We start from the raw sequence: 16,249 nt of genomic DNA, 5'->3' as shown, positions 1-16,249 counted from the left end.
CCGCCACATGACCGGCACCCAGGCCGAGAGCCCTGCCGCCGCCGCAGCCTCCACGAGCCGCTTCCGCTCCTGGCTGTTGGAGGGGCTGAGCGAGCAGACGGCCCGCCATCAGGGCCCGCACGGGCACGCCCCCGAGGAGCACAAGGGCCACAAGTGGTGGCGCGTGATGTGCCTGACGGGTGTCGACTACTTCTCGACGCTCGGCTACCAGCCGGGCATCGCGGCGCTGGCGGCGGGACTGCTGTCGCCGCTGGCGACGCTCGTCCTCATCGCGCTCACGCTGCTGGGCGCCCTGCCGGTGTACCGCAGGGTCGCGAAGGAGTCGCCGCACGGCGAGGGTTCGATCGCGATGCTGGAGCGGCTCCTGCCCTGGTGGGCGGGGAAGCTGTTCGTCCTCGTGCTGCTCGGCTTCGCCGCCACCGACTTCATGATCACGATGACGCTCTCGGCGGCGGACGCGGCCGCGCACGTCGTCGAGAACCCGTTCGCGCCTTCCGGCCTGCACGGTGAGAACACCTGGATCACGCTCGCACTGCTCGTGGCGCTCGGCGCGGTCTTCCTCAAGGGGTTCGGGGAGGCGATCCGGGTCGCGGTGGTGCTCGTGGGCGCCTATCTGACGCTGAACATCGTCGTGCTGGTCACGGCTGCCGCCCATGTGTTCACCGAGCCGGTCAAGATCGGCAACTGGTGGGACGCGATGACGGCCGAGCACTCCTCACCGTTCATGATGATCGGCGTCGCGCTGCTCGTGTTCCCGAAGCTGGCGCTCGGCATGTCCGGCTTCGAGACGGGCGTCGCCGTCATGCCGCAGGTCCAGGGCGACTCCACGGACACGTACGCGAAGCCGAAGGGCCGCATCCGCGACACCCGCAAGCTGCTCACGACGGCCGCGCTGATCATGAGCTGTTTTCTGCTCCTGTCCAGCCTCGCCACGACGATCCTGATCCCGCAGCACGAGTTCGAGTCCGGCGGCTCGGCGAACGGGCGCGCGCTCGCGTATCTCGCGCACGCGTACCTGGGCGAGGGCTTCGGCACGGTCTACGACGTCTCCACGATCGCCATCCTGTGGTTCGCGGGCGCCTCCGCGATGGCGGGCCTGCTCAATCTGGTCCCCCGCTATCTGCCCCGCTACGGCATGGCGCCCGAGTGGACGCGGGCCGTGCGCCCGCTGGTCCTCGTCTTCATGGCGGCGGCGGTCTTCATCACCCTCTGGTTCAACGCCAACGTCGACGACCAGTCCGGCGCGTACGCGACCGGCGTGCTGGTCCTGATGCTCTCCGCGTCGTTCGCCTCGACGGTCGCGGTGCACCGGCGCGGCCACCGCAAGTCGGCGATCGGCTTCGGCGCGATCACGGCGGTCTTCGCCTACACCCTGGTCACGAACGTCGTGGAACGCCCCGACGGCATCAAGATCGCCATCATCTTCATCGCGGCGATCCTCATCACCTCCTTCGCCTCCCGCGTCCACCGCGCCTTCGAACTGCGCGCGGGCGCGGTCCAGTACGACGAGACGGCCCTGCGGCTGATCGACGAGGCGGCGGCGCGGGGCCCGCTGCGGATCATCGCGAACGAGCCGCAGGAGCACACCACCGCGGAGTACCGCGACAAGGAGCACTGCCAGCGCGAGGACACGCCCATGCCGGACGACGGCCGGGTGCTGTTCCTGGAGGTCTTCATCCAGGACTCCTCCGACTTCACCGAGGACCTGCTCGTCCACGGCGACGAGAAGCACGGTGTGCGCCGCCTTCGGGTGCGCGGCCCCGGTGTCCCCAACACGGCCGCCGCCGTCCTCATGGACCTGCGCGACCGCACCGGCAGCGTCCCGCACGCCTACTTCAACTGGACCGAGGGCCACCCCGTCGGCCACCTGCTGCGCTTCCTGGTGTTCGGCGACGGCGAGGTCGCCCCGGTCACCCGCGAAGTGCTGCGCCGCGCCGAACCCGACCCGGAGCGCCGCCCGCGCGTGCACGTGGGCTGAGCTGCCCCGGAATCCCCGCGCCGCGCGAGGAGTTGTCCCGTACGGATACCAGTCACGGCCCCACAGGAGGTCCCATGTACGGCGATCACGACACGGTCCGCAAGATCCTCACCGAGACCGGGGACACCTGGGCGGTGGTCGGCCTCTCCTCGAACCAGTCCCGCGCCGCCTACGGGGTCGCCGGCGTCCTGCAGCGCTTCGGCAAGCGGATCGTGCCGGTGCACCCGAAGGCGGAGACCGTGCACGGCGAGCCGGGGTACGCCTCGCTCGCGGACATCCCGTTCCCGGTTGATGTGGTCGATGTGTTCGTGAACAGCGAGCTCGCGGGGGCCGTCGCCGAGGAGGCGACCGCCGTCGGCGCGAAGGCCGTCTGGTTCCAGCTTGGTGTCGTCGACGAGGCGGCGTACGAGCGGGTCCGCGGGGCGGGACTGGACATGGTCATGGACAAGTGCCCGGCGATTGAACTTAATTCCCTGCGTTAGCGGGGGCTTTGGATGAGCGACAGCGGGCACGCATCGTCGTTCCCGTAGCTCCCCACTGCACCAAGCAGCCTGGCACGGAGCGCACTTCGCCGTCGTCTCCCGACTGATCGCGCACGGCGCCTGGCGCACGCAGCTCACCCGCGACGGGCGCAGGGCCGTGGACATCGCCCGGGAGCGGGGGCACGGGCATTTGCTGGAACTCCTGGAACCGGTCGTGGTACGACGCCTGCCCGCCCCGCAGGAGCAGCTGGAACATCGCTTCCACGCGCTGCTATGAGAACGCGCGAGCGGCTGTTTCAAGGAGACCGAACACCTGCTGCCGCCGCTGACTCCGCTGGCCGAGGGCCTCGACGTCCACGTCTTCTTCCCCGTGTTCGGCATGATGGGCGGCGTCCACTACTCCCTTTATGAGGACCACCTGAACGTGCACCTCACCTCGCGCATGGACGCCGACGACGGTGAGCGCTACCAGGTGACGTGCGACGGCTGGTCCAAGGTGAAACTCCCATCCGGGCCGCCGCCTCCGCCCGCCCCGAAACATCCCGCGCCCTGACGGAGCCCCGACGGGATCAGTCCGTCCTCTTGGGATGCGCAAGCCCGGCATACGTAATCCAACAAGTGCGACGCTCGTCGTCGACGAGATACCAGATGCGCCCCGAGCCCGTGATCTCGTACTGCCACTGCTCGAGCGCCACCCCCTTGTAACGGACCGTGGCCAAGTCCCGCTTCAGCCGGTGATGCCGAGGAGTGGCGGGCAGCGGCCGCGGGGCAGCAGTCAGGGCGTACCACGCCGTTCTTGCGTTACCGGGCGCCTGCTTGCAGAGGATCTCCCACCCCGCGGCGGCGTCGTTGTTCTCGAACCGCAGGACCCACTCGGCGTCCGAGGGCGGCGGGGCCGCCCGATCACCCCGACGCGGACTCACCGCTCGTCGTCCTCGGCCGGTCCCGCGGCCGCAGGCAAGGGAACCGGACCGGCGTCACCGCCCCGCTCGCGGGTGAGCTCGGCGAGCAGATCCGGGTCGGCGTAGATCTCCGCGGTGTGTCGCCACTCGGTGAGGACCTGCGCGATCGGCACCATGGTGTCCAGATCCCGGCTGGCCGTCGCAACCTCGGTCAGCTCGCCCAGCATCTCCTCAGCCGAGCCATCCGGCAGGAACCGCAACCATGGCAGCACCCGGGGCAGGGCGCGCCTTATGGCCGCCATCCCACCCTCGGTGTCGACAAGCATCGCCGTCAGCAGCGTGGCGGTGAAGTCCACCACCTCCGCCTCACCGTGCATGCGATCCGCACGCATCAGAAAGAGATCGTCCGCGTCCCGCCGCCGCAGCCGCACCGCCCGCACCGTTCGCAACCGCTCGGCCGTGCCGGCGGGGCTGCGCAGCAGCTCGGTGAAGGGCACCTCTGGAACCGTCGCATTCATACATCAACAGTACTGCTGATGTCACGTGCCGTCCATGGGACCTCCGGCCCGGCCCAGGCACGCACCACTGCGGCAAAAGGGAGCCGCAGCACAGCAGACCGGAGGCCGCGATCACGAAACCGGCCAAATCACCGCCGAGCCCGCCGCGAGCCCACGGAACGTGCGTACTTGTATCCACAGCTCCCCGGCCATCGAGATCCCGCGCCTCGACTGACCCGGCGCGGCCACCCGTCCTCCGCTCACGGGGCTCCGCCCCGGACCCCGCTGCTCAATCGCCGCAGGGGCTTGATGGGCCGATCGCCGGCGGGATTGGTATTTCAAGCCCCGCCGGCGATTGAGGCGCGGGGTCCGGGGCGGAGCCCCGGGAGCGGGGGCCCTTACGGCTGCGCGAACTCCCCGTCCGTGGAGGCGCCGGAGGCGATGCCGTATTCGGGTTCCGGGACCGACGTGGGGGCCAGAAGTGTCGAGCGGCGGCCGTCCACGCCGACCGGGACGTCGCCGTCGATGGTGACGCGGCGCAGGGTGCGCGTGTGGGCGTCGGAATCGTCCACGCCGTAGTGCTGGGTGGCCCGGTTGTCCCAGATGGCGACGTCGCCGGCGCGCCACTGCCAGCGGACCGTGTTCTCCGGCCGCTCGACGTGCGACTGGAGGATGCCGATCAGGGCGCGCGAGTCGCGGGCGTTGAACCCGGTGAGCTTCTGCAGGAAGTTGCCGAGGATCAGGGTGCGTTCGCCGCTCTCCGGGTGCACGCGCACGACCGGGTGCTCGGTCTGGAACTTGGTCGACGTGAACACCTTGCGGTGCTGTTGCAGCGCCTCGGACGGGGCCTCCGGGCGGGCGGCGGCGTAGTCGTAGTCGTTGGTGTGCACACCGCGCAGGCTTTCGGCCAACACCCGTACGGGCTCCGGGAGTTCGGCGTACGCGGCCGCCGTGTTGGACCACAGGGTGTTGCCGCCGTACGGCGGGACGACCTCGGCGCGCAGGATGGAGAAGGCGGGGTACGCGGGCACGAACGTGACGTCGGTGTGCCACTGGTTGGCGCGCCCGCCGTGTTCGTTGTCGATGCCGAGCGCGTAGCGGCCGTCGACGGACGGGACGGTGGGGTGGGCGACCGGGGTGCCGAGGAGGCGGGCGAACGCCTCGTGCCTCTCGGCGTCGAGGTGGTCCTGGTCGCGGAAGAAGACGACCTTGTGTTCCACGATGGCGGCCCGGACCGCGGCCACGGTGGCCTCGTCCAGGTCGCCGCCGAGCCGGACCCCGGAGACGACGGCGCCGATCCGGCCACCGACCTTCTCGACGGTGACGGCGGGCGCGGTGGGTGCGGCAGGCGCTGCGGGTGCGGTGGACGTCATGGAGGAACCCCTTCACTGGGCGGGTGGGCGGTTTCCGTCGGAGCGAGGCGGGGCGCTCGCGGCCATGAACAGGAGAATGTGCGGCGTCCCGAAAGCCGGTCAAGGCTCCGCCGGATCGCTTCACGACCCTGCAATGCGTGTGACACGTGCTCCCACATGCTGGACCGGCGGGACTTCCCGTCGCAGACCCGGAGGTGTCATCGAAACCACTGTTCAGGAGGGTGCCGCAAGGTGATGTCCATGCCGCCGATGAGTCACCCCCACCTCTGATCGTGTCCGCGCCGCCGAGCGCGTGATCGCGGCTGCCGTACGCCACCCGCCGGTACGGGCCGCCCCTTTTCCGCCGCAGCGAAACGAACAGGTACTCCGCCATGCGCACACGCCCCATCCCCCCCCCTGATCCGCTCTGCGTGGAGACGGGGCCCGCGGACGAGGTGTGCGAACGCCCCCAGGACCCGTACGCGCAGGCCCTGTTGGCGGCGGCGCCGGAGCCGGTCCCGGTGGCGGCGCCGCGCGTGCCCGCCGCGTGAGCGGCGCGGTCGGTCGCTACCGGCGCGTGGCGAGGCGGAGTTCGGTCAGGTAGCGCTTGGTGACCCGGCCGCGGTAGCGCGTGTCGATCAGTGTGCCGATGCAGTCGAGCAGGCGCGCGCGGGCGGCCGGGTCGAGGGCGAGGGTGCCCGAGTAGGTGCCGAGCAGGTCGAGGTAGTCCGCGGTGCGGTAGGTGACGTCGCGTTCGTAGCGGTGGAAGACGGGCGGGTCGAAGCGGTCCGCACCGGGGAGCGCCGTGTTGCCCTGTTCGACGTTGCGGTGCGGCGCTTCCTGGCTGTCGTACGGGATGTCGGCGGCCGGGGTGAGGCGCAGGCCCGGCGGGGTCGTCGGGTCGAAGTGCTCGTAGCACTCCTGGACCTCGGCGAAGAAGTCCTCGGTGCCGCCCGCGACATGGTGGGTCGAGACGGTGGCGAGGGTTCCGCCGGGGCGCAGCGCGTCCGCGCTCTTGGCGATGCGGACGGCGGGGTCGATCCAGTGGAAGGAGGTCGCCGCGAGGACGAGATCGAAGGGGTCCGGCGGCAACGGCCAGTCCTCGAAGGCCGCCACCTCGATGGTGGCGGAGGGGAGATTGCGGCGGGCCACCGCCGCGAGCTCCGCGCCCAACTCCACGCCGACGACCCGGCACCCCCGCTCGGCCAGCGGCACGGTCGCCGTCCCCGTCCCGCACCCGAGCTCCAGCACACGGCACCCAGGACCCGCCCCGGCGTGCTCGGCGAGGTCGTCGAACATGCGGGGCGGGTAGCCGGGGCGGGCGCGGTCGTAGCGTTCGGCGTCCTGGGTGAAGGTGCCGCGCAGGCGTTCACGCTCGGTGTCGGTCACCTGCCGCACGGTACGCCTGCGTCAGGCGTCCAGCTCCTTCAAGCGGGCCGCGAGAGCCTGCGCGATCCGCTCCACGTGCTCCTCCTTGAGCAGCTCCGGGTGGGTGCACGGCAGATCGTGGTTGGTGATCCGGCCGGTGATGTGCGGGCGCCATGCCTCGCGGGTCAGCCAGTCCTCGGGGCGCGGGGCGGCAGCCGTGAAGAACAGGACGTCGCCCTCGAAGCTCCGGTGTTCGTGGGCGCGCATCATGCGGGCGTGGTTGGGGACGATGTCGACGATCCGCGACAGCGTGCCGTCCTTGAGTCCTGCGAGCGGGCTGCCCGCCCTGCGCAGCGTGGCCAGGACGTCCTCGCGGGTGGCCTCGTCGGTGCGCTCGAAGCCGGCCATGCGCAGGACGGCCGTGAGGGCGTCGCCCTCCTCCGGAGCGGGGCGCTCGCGCCACTGTTCGGCGGGGAACGCGTCGAGCAGGGCGAGGAGTTCGACCTGTTCGCCCGCTTCTTGGAGCAGCACGGCGACCGTGTGCGCGAGGATGCCGCCGACCGACCAGCCGATGAGCCGGTACGGGCCGTGCGGGCGGATCCGGCGGATCTCGTCCACGTAGTCCGCCGCCTGCTCCCCCAGAGTGCCCGGCAGCGCGCCCTCCGAGGTCAGTCCGCGCGCCTGCAGTCCGTGCACCGGCTGGTCGCGGTCGAGGCGCGCGGTCAGGCCCGCGTAGCACCAGGAGATGCCGCCCGCCGGGTGGATCGCGAAGAGCGGTGGGCGGGAGCCCTCGCGGCGCAGCGGCAGCACGACACCCAGGGCGTCCGTGGACACCGGTGACGCGTCGTCGATGCGGGCCGCGAGCGCCGCCGGTGTCGGCGACGCGAAGAGCGAGCCGATGGTCAGCTCCGCGCCCAGTTCCTCGCGGACCCGGTTGACGAGGCGGACCGCGAGCAGCGAGGTGCCGCCCAGGTCGAAGAAGGCGTCGTCGGGGCCCGCTCCCTCGGCGTCGAGGACTTCGGCGAAGAGGCGGGTGAGCGTCTCCTCGCGCGGGGTCGACGGGCGCCTGGCACCGCTGCCCGTGAAGGCGGGCTTCGGGAGTTCGCGACGGTCCAGCTTGCCGTTGGGGCTGAGCGGGAACGCGTCGAGCGGCACGATCGCCGAGGGCACCATGTGCTCGGGCAGGGTGCGCGAGAGCGCGGCGCGGAGTTGCGCGGGGTCGGGCGAGTCCCCTGTCACGTAGCCGATGAGGCGGTCGTCGAGGACCAGCGCGCACGAACCGTCGACGCCCTCCTGGGCCGCCAACTCAGCCTCGATCTCGCCGAGTTCGATGCGCTGGCCGCGCAGTTTGACCTGGTGGTCGGTGCGGCCGAGGTACTCGACCTCGCCGCGTCCGGTCCAGCGCGCGAGGTCGCCGGTGCGGTACATGCGAAGGCCCTCGTACGGCGTGAAGGGGTCCGGCACGAAGCGCTCTTCGGTCAGCTCGGGACGGTTGAGGTAGCCGTCCGCCAACTGGCGGCCTGCGAGGTGCAGTTCGCCGATGACTCCGGGCGGGCACGGCTGCCCGGCCGGGTCGAGGACGTACAGGCGGGTGTTCCACACCGGGCGGCCGATGGGCACCGGCCCGGCGCCGGAGGGCTCGCAGGCGTGGTACGTGACGTCGACGGCGGCCTCCGTCGGGCCGTACAGGTTGTGCAGGGCCACGCCGGGGAGGGTCCGCGCGAAGGTGTTCGCCGTCTCGCGGGGCAGGGCCTCACCGCTGCAGAAGACGCGGCGCAGCGCGCCCGCGCACGACGCGGCGTCCGGTTCGGCGAGGAACACCTGGAGCATGGACGGCACGAAGTGGCATGTGGTGACGGCCTGTTGGCGGATGATCCGGGCCAGGTAAGCCGGGTCCTTGTGGCCGCCCGGTTCGGCGACGACGAGCGTCGCGCCCTCGCGCAGCGGCCAGAAGAACTCCCACACCGACACGTCGAACGAGGATGGTGTCTTCTGGAGTACGACGTCCGCAGCCCCGATGCCGTACTCGTGCTGCATCCAGCGCAAGCGGTTGTCGATCGCGGAGTGCGGGACGACGACACCCTTGGGCCGGCCGGTCGAGCCGGAGGTGTAGATGACGTACGCGGGGTGGGCGGGGGTGAGAGCGCGGGCCGGGTCGACGGTGGCGTACGCGGAGAGGTCGAGCCCTTCGAGGACGACCAGCGGTGTGCCCGCGCCGGCCGGGAGGCGGTCCGCGACGTCGGTGACGGCGCAGACGGGCTCGGCGTCCTGGAGCATGTACGTGAGGCGCTGCTCGGGGTAGTCGGGGTCGAGCGGCAGGTACGCGGCGCCGGACTTGAGGACGGCGAGGAGCGTCACGATCAGCTCGGCCGAGCGGGGGACGGAGACCGCGACGAGGCGGCCGGGGGCCGCACCCAGTGCTTGCAGGTGGCGCGCCAATTGGTTGGCCCGTGCGTTGAGTTGCGCGTACGTGAGCACCGTGCCGTCATACACGAGCGCGGTCGCATCGGGGGTGCGGGCGGCCTGTGCCTCGATCGGGCCGATGAGGGTGGTGGGCGGCAGGGCCCGTTCCGTGCGGTTGAACTCGTCGAGGACAAGGGCGAGTTCGGCGGGCGTGGCGATGGTGTGCGTGGCGAGCGGGGCCTGCGGGTCGGTCTCGGCGAGCCGGCCGAGGAGGTCGAGGAACCGGGTCTGGTGCGCGGCGAGGTCCTCGTCCTCGTAGAGGGCCGGGTTGCCGTCGTGGTCGATGCGCAGACCGCGGCCGTCGGCGCGGTCGTAGATGTTGACCGTGAGGTCGTCGACCGGTCCTGCCGACAGGTTGTGGGCGCGGGCCGGGGCGCCCGCGAACTCGGCGCCGTAGTCGAACGGCATGACGTTGACGAGCGGTCCGACGAGGCCGCGGCTCTCGCCGAGCAGGCCGAGGTCGCGGCGGATGTCCTCGTAGCGGTAGCGCTGGTGGCGCCGCACTTCCCTTACGCCGAGGACCACTTGGCGGACGAGTTCCGCGAAGGTGGCGCCCGGGGTGACGGTCAGGCGCAGCGGCAGCACGTTCATGACCATGCCGGGGACGCGCAGCGCGACCGATCCCATGCGGCCCATCATCGGCAGGCCGAGGACGACGTCCTCGCGGCCACTCGCGCGCGACGTGTAGAGGGCCTGCGCCGCGATGAGGACGTCGGGCCAGGTGGCCCGGGTGCTCGCGGCAAGTTGCTTGAGCCCCTCGGTCGTCTCCGGCGCGATCCGTGCCGTACGGCGATGGAAGGTGCGGGACGGCAGCGCGCCGCGCCCCGCGAGCCGGGGTGCCTCCGGGCGGTCGGCGAAGGCCTCGCCCCAGTGCGCGCGGTCGGCGGCGAAGGCGTCGGACGCGCGGTACTCGGCGTCGACGGCCAGCAGGTCGGCGAGCGTCTCGAAGGCGCGGGGGCCCGGGTCGTCGCCGCGCACGAGTGCCGTGTAGACGGCGGCGGTCCGGCCGACGAGGAGGGAGTAGCCGAAGCCGTCGATGACGAGGTGGTGGATGCGCTGGTACCAGAGCCAGCGCCGCTCCCCCACGCGGAACAGGGCGTGCCCGAACAGCGGCCCTGTGGCCAGGTCGCAGGGCTCGGCGAGGTCGGCGCGCATCCAGGCCAGGGCCTCGTCCTCGCTCAGGTCCTCGCGCACGGTCAGCGGCAACTCGACATGGCCGCACACGCGTTGGCGCGGCCCGTCGGCGGTGTCCTCGACGCGGACGCGCAGCGCGTCGGCCTCGGCGACGACCCGGCGCAGTGCCTCGGCGAAGAGCTCCGGGTCGATGTCGCCTTCGATCTCCAGGTACTCGGCGGTGTTCTGCGCGGGGCTGAGCGGGTCGATGGCCTGCGCGAACCACATGCCGGACTGGGCGGAGGTGAGCGGCAGAACCAGGTCACGGGCCTCGGTGGGCTCGCTGATCAGTGCGGTCATGAGGCGGCCACCCCCAGGATCTTCGCCCAGGCCTCGATGGCCGGCTGTTCGGCGAGGTCGACGAACGAGGCCTCGGCGCCGTGGTCCCTGCGCCAGCGCTCCAGCAGGGTCATGACGCGTATGGAGTCGAGCCCGTAGTCGACGAGGTTCTCGTCGAGGGGTATCTCGGCGGGGTCGTCCTCGTCCAGGCAGTCGGCGACGTCCTCGCGGATCCTCTGAACGGTGAGCGTGGTCATGCGGCCCGTACCTCCTCGATGAGCGCCTCGGTGGTGGTGACGACGGCGCAGCGGCCCGCGGCCCAGCGCAGCGCCATGTCGTGGTCCTCGCGGGTGAAGTCGGCGACGGCGTCGGCGACGACGAACGCCTGGATGTCCCGCATCCACGCGTCGGCGGCGCTGATCATGACGCCGATGTGCGCGTACACGCCGACGATCACCAGCTGGTCGCGGCCCGACTCCCGCATCAGCTCGTCGAGTTCGGTGCGGACGAACGCGCTGTACTTCCACTTGGTGAGGACCGTGTCGCCGTCCTCGGGTGCCACGGCCTCCGGCATGGCGAGGACGGCGGGGTCGTCGGCGACGCCGGGCCCCCAGAAGTCGAGCTGGAGCCCGCGCTCCTCGGGGGTCTGGCCGCCGCGCTGCGCGGAGTAGTACACGGGGATGCCGAGCGCGCGGCTCTCCTTGAGCAGCCGGGCGGTGTTGTCGAGCATGCCGGTCAACGGCTGTTCGGCTTGCGGGTACTTGGCGAGGAAGTGGTGCTGGAGGTCGTGCACGAGCAGCACGGCGCGGGCCGGGTCGACGGTCCAGGAAACGCGGTTCGCGGGGAGTTCTCCGGGTGTCGGGAGCGGGTAGGCGGCGATGGCGGGCAGGGCCATGGTGGGGGTACCTCTCAGTGCTGCTCGGCGGCGGACCGCTGGTGCTTCTTGCTGATCTTCCCGATGCCGGTCTGCGGGAAGGCGTCGACGAATTCGACGAGGTCGGGCACCTTGTACGCGGCCACGCCCCGCTCCCGTACGAAGCGCTTCACGGCGACGGACCTCAGGGGTTCGGCGTCCGCGCGCAGGACGACGTAGGCGAGGGAGCGTTCGCCGAGGAACTCGTCGGGGACGCCGACGACGGAGACGTCGTGCACGGCGGGGTGGGCGAGAAGGATGTTCTCGATCTCCTCCGGGGCGATCTTCTCGCCACCCCGGTTGATCTGGTCCTTCGCCCGGCCCTCGACGACGAGGTGCCCGGTCGGGGTGCGCCGCACGATGTCGCCGGTGCGGTAGAAACCGTCGGCGGTGAAGGAACGGGCGTTGTGCTCGGGGGCGCGCCAGTAGCCGCGGATGGTGTACGGGCCGCGGGTGAGCAGATGACCGAAGCCGCCGTCGGGGACGTCCTGGTCGGCGTCGTCGACGACGCGCACCTCGTCGTCCGGGGAGATCGGCAGCCCTTGCGTGGCGACGACCGTCTCCGGATCGTCGTCCAGGCGCGTGTAGTTGACGAGTCCTTCGGCCATCCCGAAGACCTGCATCAGTCGGCAGCCGAGGGCGGGTTCGAGGCGGCGCGCGGCCTGTTCGCTGTATTTGGCGCCGCCGACGAGGGCGAGTTCCAGACTCGACAGGTCGTACGCGGTGGCGGCCGCCGAGTCGGTCCAGACGAGGGCGAGCGGCGGGACGAGCCCGGTCATGGTGATCCGCTCGCTCGCGACGAGCGGGAACGCGGTGTCAGGGTCGGGCGCGGGCGCGAGCACGACGGTGCCGCCCGCGTACAGGACTCCGAGCCAACCCGGGCTGCTCATCGGGTAGTTGTGGGCGGCGGGCAGGACAACGAGGAAGCGGGTGTCGGCGTCGACGCCGCAGATCTCGTTCGAGCCCCACAGCGAGTACAGGTAGTCGTCGTGGGTGCGCGGGATGAGCTTGGGCCGCCCGGTGGTGCCGCCGGACAGCTGGAGGAAGGCCAGCTCGTGCGGCTGGGGTCCGTCCAACTCCACGGGATCGCACGGCACTTCGGACAGAGGGGTGTGCTCGCCGGGGTCGCCCCCGGCGACGAAAACGTGCTTGAGGGACATGGTCTCGGCCTTGACCTTGCTCGCGAGCGCCCGGTGGTCGAAGCCGGCGTGCCGTTCCGGAATCACGTAGGCGACGGCCTCTGTGAAGGAGCAGAAGTACGCGATCTCGCTCTCGCGGTGCGCGGGCAGCGCGTACACGGGCAGTGCGCCGATGCGGAACAGGGCGAAGACGACCTCGACGAACTCGCCGACGTTCGGCAGCTGGACGACGACGCGGTCTCCCTTGCGTATGCCGCGCGCCGCGAACCCGGCGGCCAACCTGTCGGCCTGGTGGTCGAGTTGGCCGTAGGTCCAGGTGCGTCTGGACGGGGCCGGGTCCACGAGGGCGATCCGGTCGGGGTGGGAGGCGGCGCGCTCGCGCAGCACCCCGCCGAAGGTCTCGCCACGCCAGTACCCGGCCGCGCGGTAGCGCTCGGCGTACTCGGCGGGCCAGGTGGGGGCGTCGACGCCGGGGGTGAGGGGGCTGGTCACAGGGCGGCTCCCACGGCGTTCAGGAACGTACGGAACTTCGCGCCGGTCTCGGCGGTCTCCGCCTCGGGCGAGGACTCGGCGACGACCCCCGCGCCCGCGAACAGGCGCAGCAGATTGCCCTCGGCCTCGGCGCAGCGGATGGTGACGACCCACTCGCCGTCGCCGTCCGCGTTCTGCCAGCCGACCATCCCGGTGTAGGCGCCGCGGTCGAACGGCTCGGATTCCGCGATGACTTGGCGCGCCAGGCCGGTCGGGGTGCCGCACACCGCGGGGGTCGGGTGCAGGGCGGCAGCGAGGTCGAGGGCGGTGGCGCGCTCGGGGTCGGCGACTTCGCCGGTCACGGTGGTGGACAGATGCCACATGGCGGCCGTCCGTACGAGGGTGGGGCGGGCGGGTATGTCGATGGTCCGGCAGAACGGGGCGAGGGCCGCGCGCACCGCGTCCACCACGACGGCGTGCTCGTGCAGGTCCTTCGCCGACTCCAGCAGCGCGGCGGCGCGGCGCACGTCCTCGGCGAGGTCGGCGGAGCGGGGCGCGGAGCCCGCGAGGGGGTTGGCGGTGAGCGTGGATCCCGTGCGGGACACGAGGAGTTCGGGGCTCGCGCCGATGAGCGTACGGCCGGGGGCGCTGGGCACGGCGAAGGTGTAGCCGGCCGGGTCGCGGCGGGCCAGGCGGCGCAGCATCGTGGGGAGGTCCGGTGCCTGCGGTGCGGTCAGTTCGAGGGTGCGGGCGAGGACGACCTTGTCGAACTCACCGGCCTTCATGCGCTCGACGGCCGCGGCGACGGCGGCGCCGTACACCCCGGGCTCCGGGACCTCGCGCACCGTCCAGTCCGCGGCGTCCCCGGTGGGCGGCACGGGCAGTGCGATGAGCGGATCCTCGCGCAGCGGCGGCGCCCATCGCACGGCCTCCGGCACGGCGAGGGCGGGCGCCGCGCCGGGGTCGAAGGGCAGGGCCCCCATCACGACGGGATTCGGGTCACCGGCACGGCGTCGGGCATCGAGCAGCGCCTGCACGCGGGGACTCAACGGCCCTTCTCTGTGCGGAAGTTCAGCGACAACGCCACGCCCGAGGAGCGTGCGGTACGGGGTGGCGAGAAAGCGATCGGTGCCGGGCGCGTACTCCTCGAGGAGCGCGGTGGCGGACCCGGGCAGAACCAGCTCGGGCACACGGGTACTGGCAACCGTTGTCATGGGCGTCTCCAAAGTTGGGCAATTCAAGCCCCGCCGGCGATTGAGGCGCGGGGGCCGGGGCAGCGCCCCGATCTTTCAAGCCCCTGCGGCGATTGAGCAGCGGGGCCCGGGGCGGAGCCCCGTGGCGTAGGAACGGCCCCCGGTCAGCCCCGGAGGGTCGCGCCGCCGTCGACGTACAGGTCCTGCATCGTGATGTGCCGAGCCCTGTCGCACGCGAGGAACGCGACCGCCTCCGCGATGTCCTCGGGATCGGCGATGCGCCCGAGTGGAATACCGGTGCGGTGAGCAGCAAGGTCCCCCTCGATGACGGACCGCGCACCGGCCTCCGCGTCACCCCCGGGAGCCGCCTCCCACATGCCACGCTGCATATCGGTGAGCGTCGACCCGGGACACACGTTGTTGCACCGCACTCCGTGTGCGGCGACCTCAAGCCCGAGGCATTTGGTGAACATCGCGGTGGCCGCCTTCGACGCGGCATACGCCGCCATGCCGTGGCGGGGAATCCCGGCCGCGTTGGACGCGACAGTGACGATGCTCCCGCCGCCGCGCCGTGTCATACGACGGGCGACGGCACGCGAGACATGCATGACACCGTTCGTATTGACGGCGAAGCAGGCCGCCCAGTCCTCGTCGGCGAGGTCCACGACGGGCGAACCACGCAGGATCCCCGCGACGTTGACCGCGATGTCGAGAGGGCCGAGGCCGACCTCGGCGTCGGCGACGAGCGCCTCGACGGCCGCCGCGTCGGTGACGTCGAGGGCACGGCCGACGACCTGCCCTTCGGCGTACGGGGCCACCGCCTTCGCGACGGCCTCGGCATCCAGGTCCGTGGCCAGCACACGCGCGCCGCGCCCGGCGAGCGCGGCGACGACCGCCTCGCCGATCCCCCGGCCCGCCCCCGTGACGAGGGCGAGCCGGCCGGCCAGGTCCTGACCAGATATCGCGGGGATCACTTGGTGAGCGCCCCCTTGATGTCGTCGAGGACGGTCCGCGCGGCGATGGGGCCGCCCGCGCTGTTCCACGCCGAGCCGTCGATGACGACGACGTGGCCGTCCTTCTCGGCCTTCAACTTGCCGAAGTTGGTGACCTTCCGGGCCTCCTCGTAGGACTTCTGGCTGTCGTCCTCGCTGCCGAGTGCGCCGAAGAACAGCCAGTCGCCGTCGATGGTCGCGAGCTTCTCCAGGGAGACCGGCTCGCTGTGCCCGGTGCTCGCGCCCTGCTGGTCCTTGGGACGGTCCATGCCGAGCGCCTTGAGCGTCGAGCCGACGTGGCCCTCGCCCTTGCCGACGACGGAGGGCGCGCCGTCCTGCCAGCGGATGACGGAGACGGACGTGCCGGCGTTGTCGCCGAGCTTCTCCTTCGTGTCTGCGACCTGCGTGTCGAAGTCGGCGAGCCACTTCTCGGCGTCGGCCTTCTTGTTGAGGGCGTCCGCGGTGTCGGTGAAGGCCGTCTTCCAGTTCTCGTTGAGCTTCGCGGTGACGACGGTCGGCGCGATCTCCTGGAGCTTGTCGACGGTCTTCTTCGCGCCGGTCGTCTCGTCGAGGAGGATCAGGTCGGGCTGGAGCGCGGCGAGCTTCTCCATGTCGGCCTCGGCGACGGAGGCGACGACCTGCGACGAGGCGGCCTTGTCGGCGAGGTACGAGGACACGCCCTGCTGGCCGCGGCCCGCGGTGGTGCCGACCGGCTCGACGCCAAGGGCGAGCGCCGCGTCGAGGGTCGGCTCGCTGAGCGCGACGACCTTCTTGGGGGCGCTCGGCACCTTGACCTTGCGGCCCTGCGCGTCGGTGAGCTGCCGCGTCGTGGACGCGGACCCGGCCTTCGCGGCGTTGTCGGCGGCGTCGCCGCTGTCGCTGTCGCTGTCGCTGCCGCAGGCGCTCAGGAGCAGGGCCCCCGCGGCGGCGACGGCCGGTATGAGGGCGGCGCGGCGGGTTCTCGGGATCGGGGAGGACATGTTCGCAGGGCTCCTTGGGGCAATGAGATGAGAGAGGTGGTGTGTGGGGGGAAGTCCGGGGCGCCGT

General features: G+C 71.7%; 15 protein-coding genes. 4 read left to right on the top strand and 11 right to left on the bottom strand.

Annotation, left to right across the window (positions count from 1 at the left end; translation table 11 throughout):
- Positions 1-7: 7 nt before the first annotated feature.
- The 3 genes from ACIRHA_RS00310 (at position 8) to ACIRHA_RS00300 (ending at position 3,013) form a co-directional block, all read left to right on the top strand.
- A complete protein-coding gene (locus ACIRHA_RS00310) occupies positions 8-1,978 on the top strand; it encodes an amino acid transporter (protein ID WP_403838200.1) in 1,971 nt (656 codons plus the stop codon).
- Between the two features lie 74 nt (positions 1,979-2,052).
- Entirely contained in the window at positions 2,053-2,460 is a 408-nt protein-coding gene (locus ACIRHA_RS00305; RefSeq protein ID WP_403838199.1) for a CoA-binding protein, read from the top strand.
- 370 nt (positions 2,461-2,830) lie between these two features.
- Positions 2,831-3,013: a hypothetical protein gene (locus tag ACIRHA_RS00300; protein ID WP_403838198.1), complete on the top strand. Its 183-nt coding sequence runs from the start codon at positions 2,831-2,833 to the stop codon at positions 3,011-3,013.
- 16 nt (positions 3,014-3,029) lie between these two features.
- Here ACIRHA_RS00300 and ACIRHA_RS00295 read toward each other — a convergent pair whose 3' ends face one another.
- From ACIRHA_RS00295 to ACIRHA_RS00285, 3 genes are all read right to left on the bottom strand, one after another.
- The gene (locus tag ACIRHA_RS00295; RefSeq protein WP_403838197.1) at positions 3,030-3,383 is read right to left on the bottom strand and encodes a hypothetical protein; all 354 of its coding nucleotides are present in this window, start codon (positions 3,381-3,383) and stop codon (positions 3,030-3,032) included.
- Positions 3,380-3,859 (bottom strand): hypothetical protein, encoded by a 480-nt coding sequence (locus ACIRHA_RS00290; RefSeq protein ID WP_403838196.1) that lies wholly within the window; start codon positions 3,857-3,859, stop codon positions 3,380-3,382. Before ACIRHA_RS00290 ends, ACIRHA_RS00295 begins: the two co-directional genes overlap by 4 nt.
- 398 nt (positions 3,860-4,257) lie before the next feature.
- The gene (locus tag ACIRHA_RS00285; protein WP_403838194.1) at positions 4,258-5,232 is read right to left on the bottom strand and encodes a TauD/TfdA dioxygenase family protein; all 975 of its coding nucleotides are present in this window, start codon (positions 5,230-5,232) and stop codon (positions 4,258-4,260) included.
- Positions 5,233-5,642: 410 nt separating this feature from the next.
- Here ACIRHA_RS00285 and ACIRHA_RS00280 point away from each other — a divergent pair, with 410 nt between their 5' ends.
- On the top strand, positions 5,643-5,762 hold the full coding sequence (locus tag ACIRHA_RS00280) for a hypothetical protein (protein ID WP_403838193.1): 120 nt from the start codon (positions 5,643-5,645) through the stop codon (positions 5,760-5,762).
- A 16-nt stretch (positions 5,763-5,778) separates the two neighbouring features.
- Here ACIRHA_RS00280 and ACIRHA_RS00275 read toward each other — a convergent pair whose 3' ends face one another.
- The 8 genes from ACIRHA_RS00275 to ACIRHA_RS00240 form a co-directional block, all read right to left on the bottom strand.
- Entirely contained in the window at positions 5,779-6,600 is an 822-nt protein-coding gene (locus ACIRHA_RS00275; RefSeq protein WP_403838192.1) for a class I SAM-dependent methyltransferase, read from the bottom strand.
- Positions 6,601-6,621: 21 nt separating this feature from the next.
- Positions 6,622-10,515, bottom strand: coding sequence for an amino acid adenylation domain-containing protein (locus tag ACIRHA_RS00270; RefSeq protein WP_403838190.1), 3,894 nt, complete (start codon positions 10,513-10,515; stop codon positions 6,622-6,624).
- Positions 10,512-10,751 (bottom strand): phosphopantetheine-binding protein, encoded by a 240-nt coding sequence (locus ACIRHA_RS00265; RefSeq protein WP_403838188.1) that lies wholly within the window; start codon positions 10,749-10,751, stop codon positions 10,512-10,514. Before ACIRHA_RS00265 ends, ACIRHA_RS00270 begins: the two co-directional genes overlap by 4 nt.
- Positions 10,748-11,389 (bottom strand): isochorismatase family protein, encoded by a 642-nt coding sequence (locus tag ACIRHA_RS00260; RefSeq protein ID WP_403838186.1) that lies wholly within the window; start codon positions 11,387-11,389, stop codon positions 10,748-10,750. Before ACIRHA_RS00260 ends, ACIRHA_RS00265 begins: the two co-directional genes overlap by 4 nt.
- Before the next feature lie 14 nt (positions 11,390-11,403).
- Positions 11,404-13,038 (bottom strand): (2,3-dihydroxybenzoyl)adenylate synthase, encoded by a 1,635-nt coding sequence (locus ACIRHA_RS00255; RefSeq protein ID WP_403838184.1) that lies wholly within the window; start codon positions 13,036-13,038, stop codon positions 11,404-11,406.
- Entirely contained in the window at positions 13,035-14,231 is a 1,197-nt protein-coding gene (locus tag ACIRHA_RS00250; protein WP_403838182.1) for an isochorismate synthase, read from the bottom strand. The genes ACIRHA_RS00255 and ACIRHA_RS00250 overlap by 4 nt, the downstream gene beginning before the upstream one ends.
- 143 nt (positions 14,232-14,374) lie before the next feature.
- The gene (locus tag ACIRHA_RS00245) at positions 14,375-15,184 is read right to left on the bottom strand and encodes a 2,3-dihydro-2,3-dihydroxybenzoate dehydrogenase (protein ID WP_403838180.1); all 810 of its coding nucleotides are present in this window, start codon (positions 15,182-15,184) and stop codon (positions 14,375-14,377) included.
- Entirely contained in the window at positions 15,181-16,182 is a 1,002-nt protein-coding gene (locus ACIRHA_RS00240; RefSeq protein ID WP_403838179.1) for an ABC transporter substrate-binding protein, read from the bottom strand. Before ACIRHA_RS00240 ends, ACIRHA_RS00245 begins: the two co-directional genes overlap by 4 nt.
- Positions 16,183-16,249 lie beyond the last annotated feature (67 nt).

This window comes from Streptomyces sp. NPDC102360, assembly GCF_044766085.1.
Lineage (GTDB): Bacteria > Actinomycetota > Actinomycetes > Streptomycetales > Streptomycetaceae > Streptomyces.
The sequence above is the reverse complement of the archived record's forward strand: the minus strand, read 5'-3'. Positions and strand labels throughout refer to the sequence as shown.

Coding starts and splice junctions, on each gene's coding strand:
- ACIRHA_RS00310 (WP_403838200.1), top strand. CDS start 8: ATGACCGGCACCCAGGCCGAGAGCCCTGCCGCCGCCGCAGCCTCCACG.
- ACIRHA_RS00305 (WP_403838199.1), top strand. CDS start 2,053: ATGTACGGCGATCACGACACGGTCCGCAAGATCCTCACCGAGACCGGG.
- ACIRHA_RS00285 (WP_403838194.1), bottom strand. CDS start 5,232: ATGACGTCCACCGCACCCGCAGCGCCTGCCGCACCCACCGCGCCCGCC.
- ACIRHA_RS00270 (WP_403838190.1), bottom strand. CDS start 10,515: ATGACCGCACTGATCAGCGAGCCCACCGAGGCCCGTGACCTGGTTCTG.
- ACIRHA_RS00265 (WP_403838188.1), bottom strand. CDS start 10,751: ATGACCACGCTCACCGTTCAGAGGATCCGCGAGGACGTCGCCGACTGC.
- ACIRHA_RS00260 (WP_403838186.1), bottom strand. CDS start 11,389: ATGGCCCTGCCCGCCATCGCCGCCTACCCGCTCCCGACACCCGGAGAA.
- ACIRHA_RS00250 (WP_403838182.1), bottom strand. CDS start 14,231: ATGACAACGGTTGCCAGTACCCGTGTGCCCGAGCTGGTTCTGCCCGGG.
- ACIRHA_RS00240 (WP_403838179.1), bottom strand. CDS start 16,182: ATGTCCTCCCCGATCCCGAGAACCCGCCGCGCCGCCCTCATACCGGCC.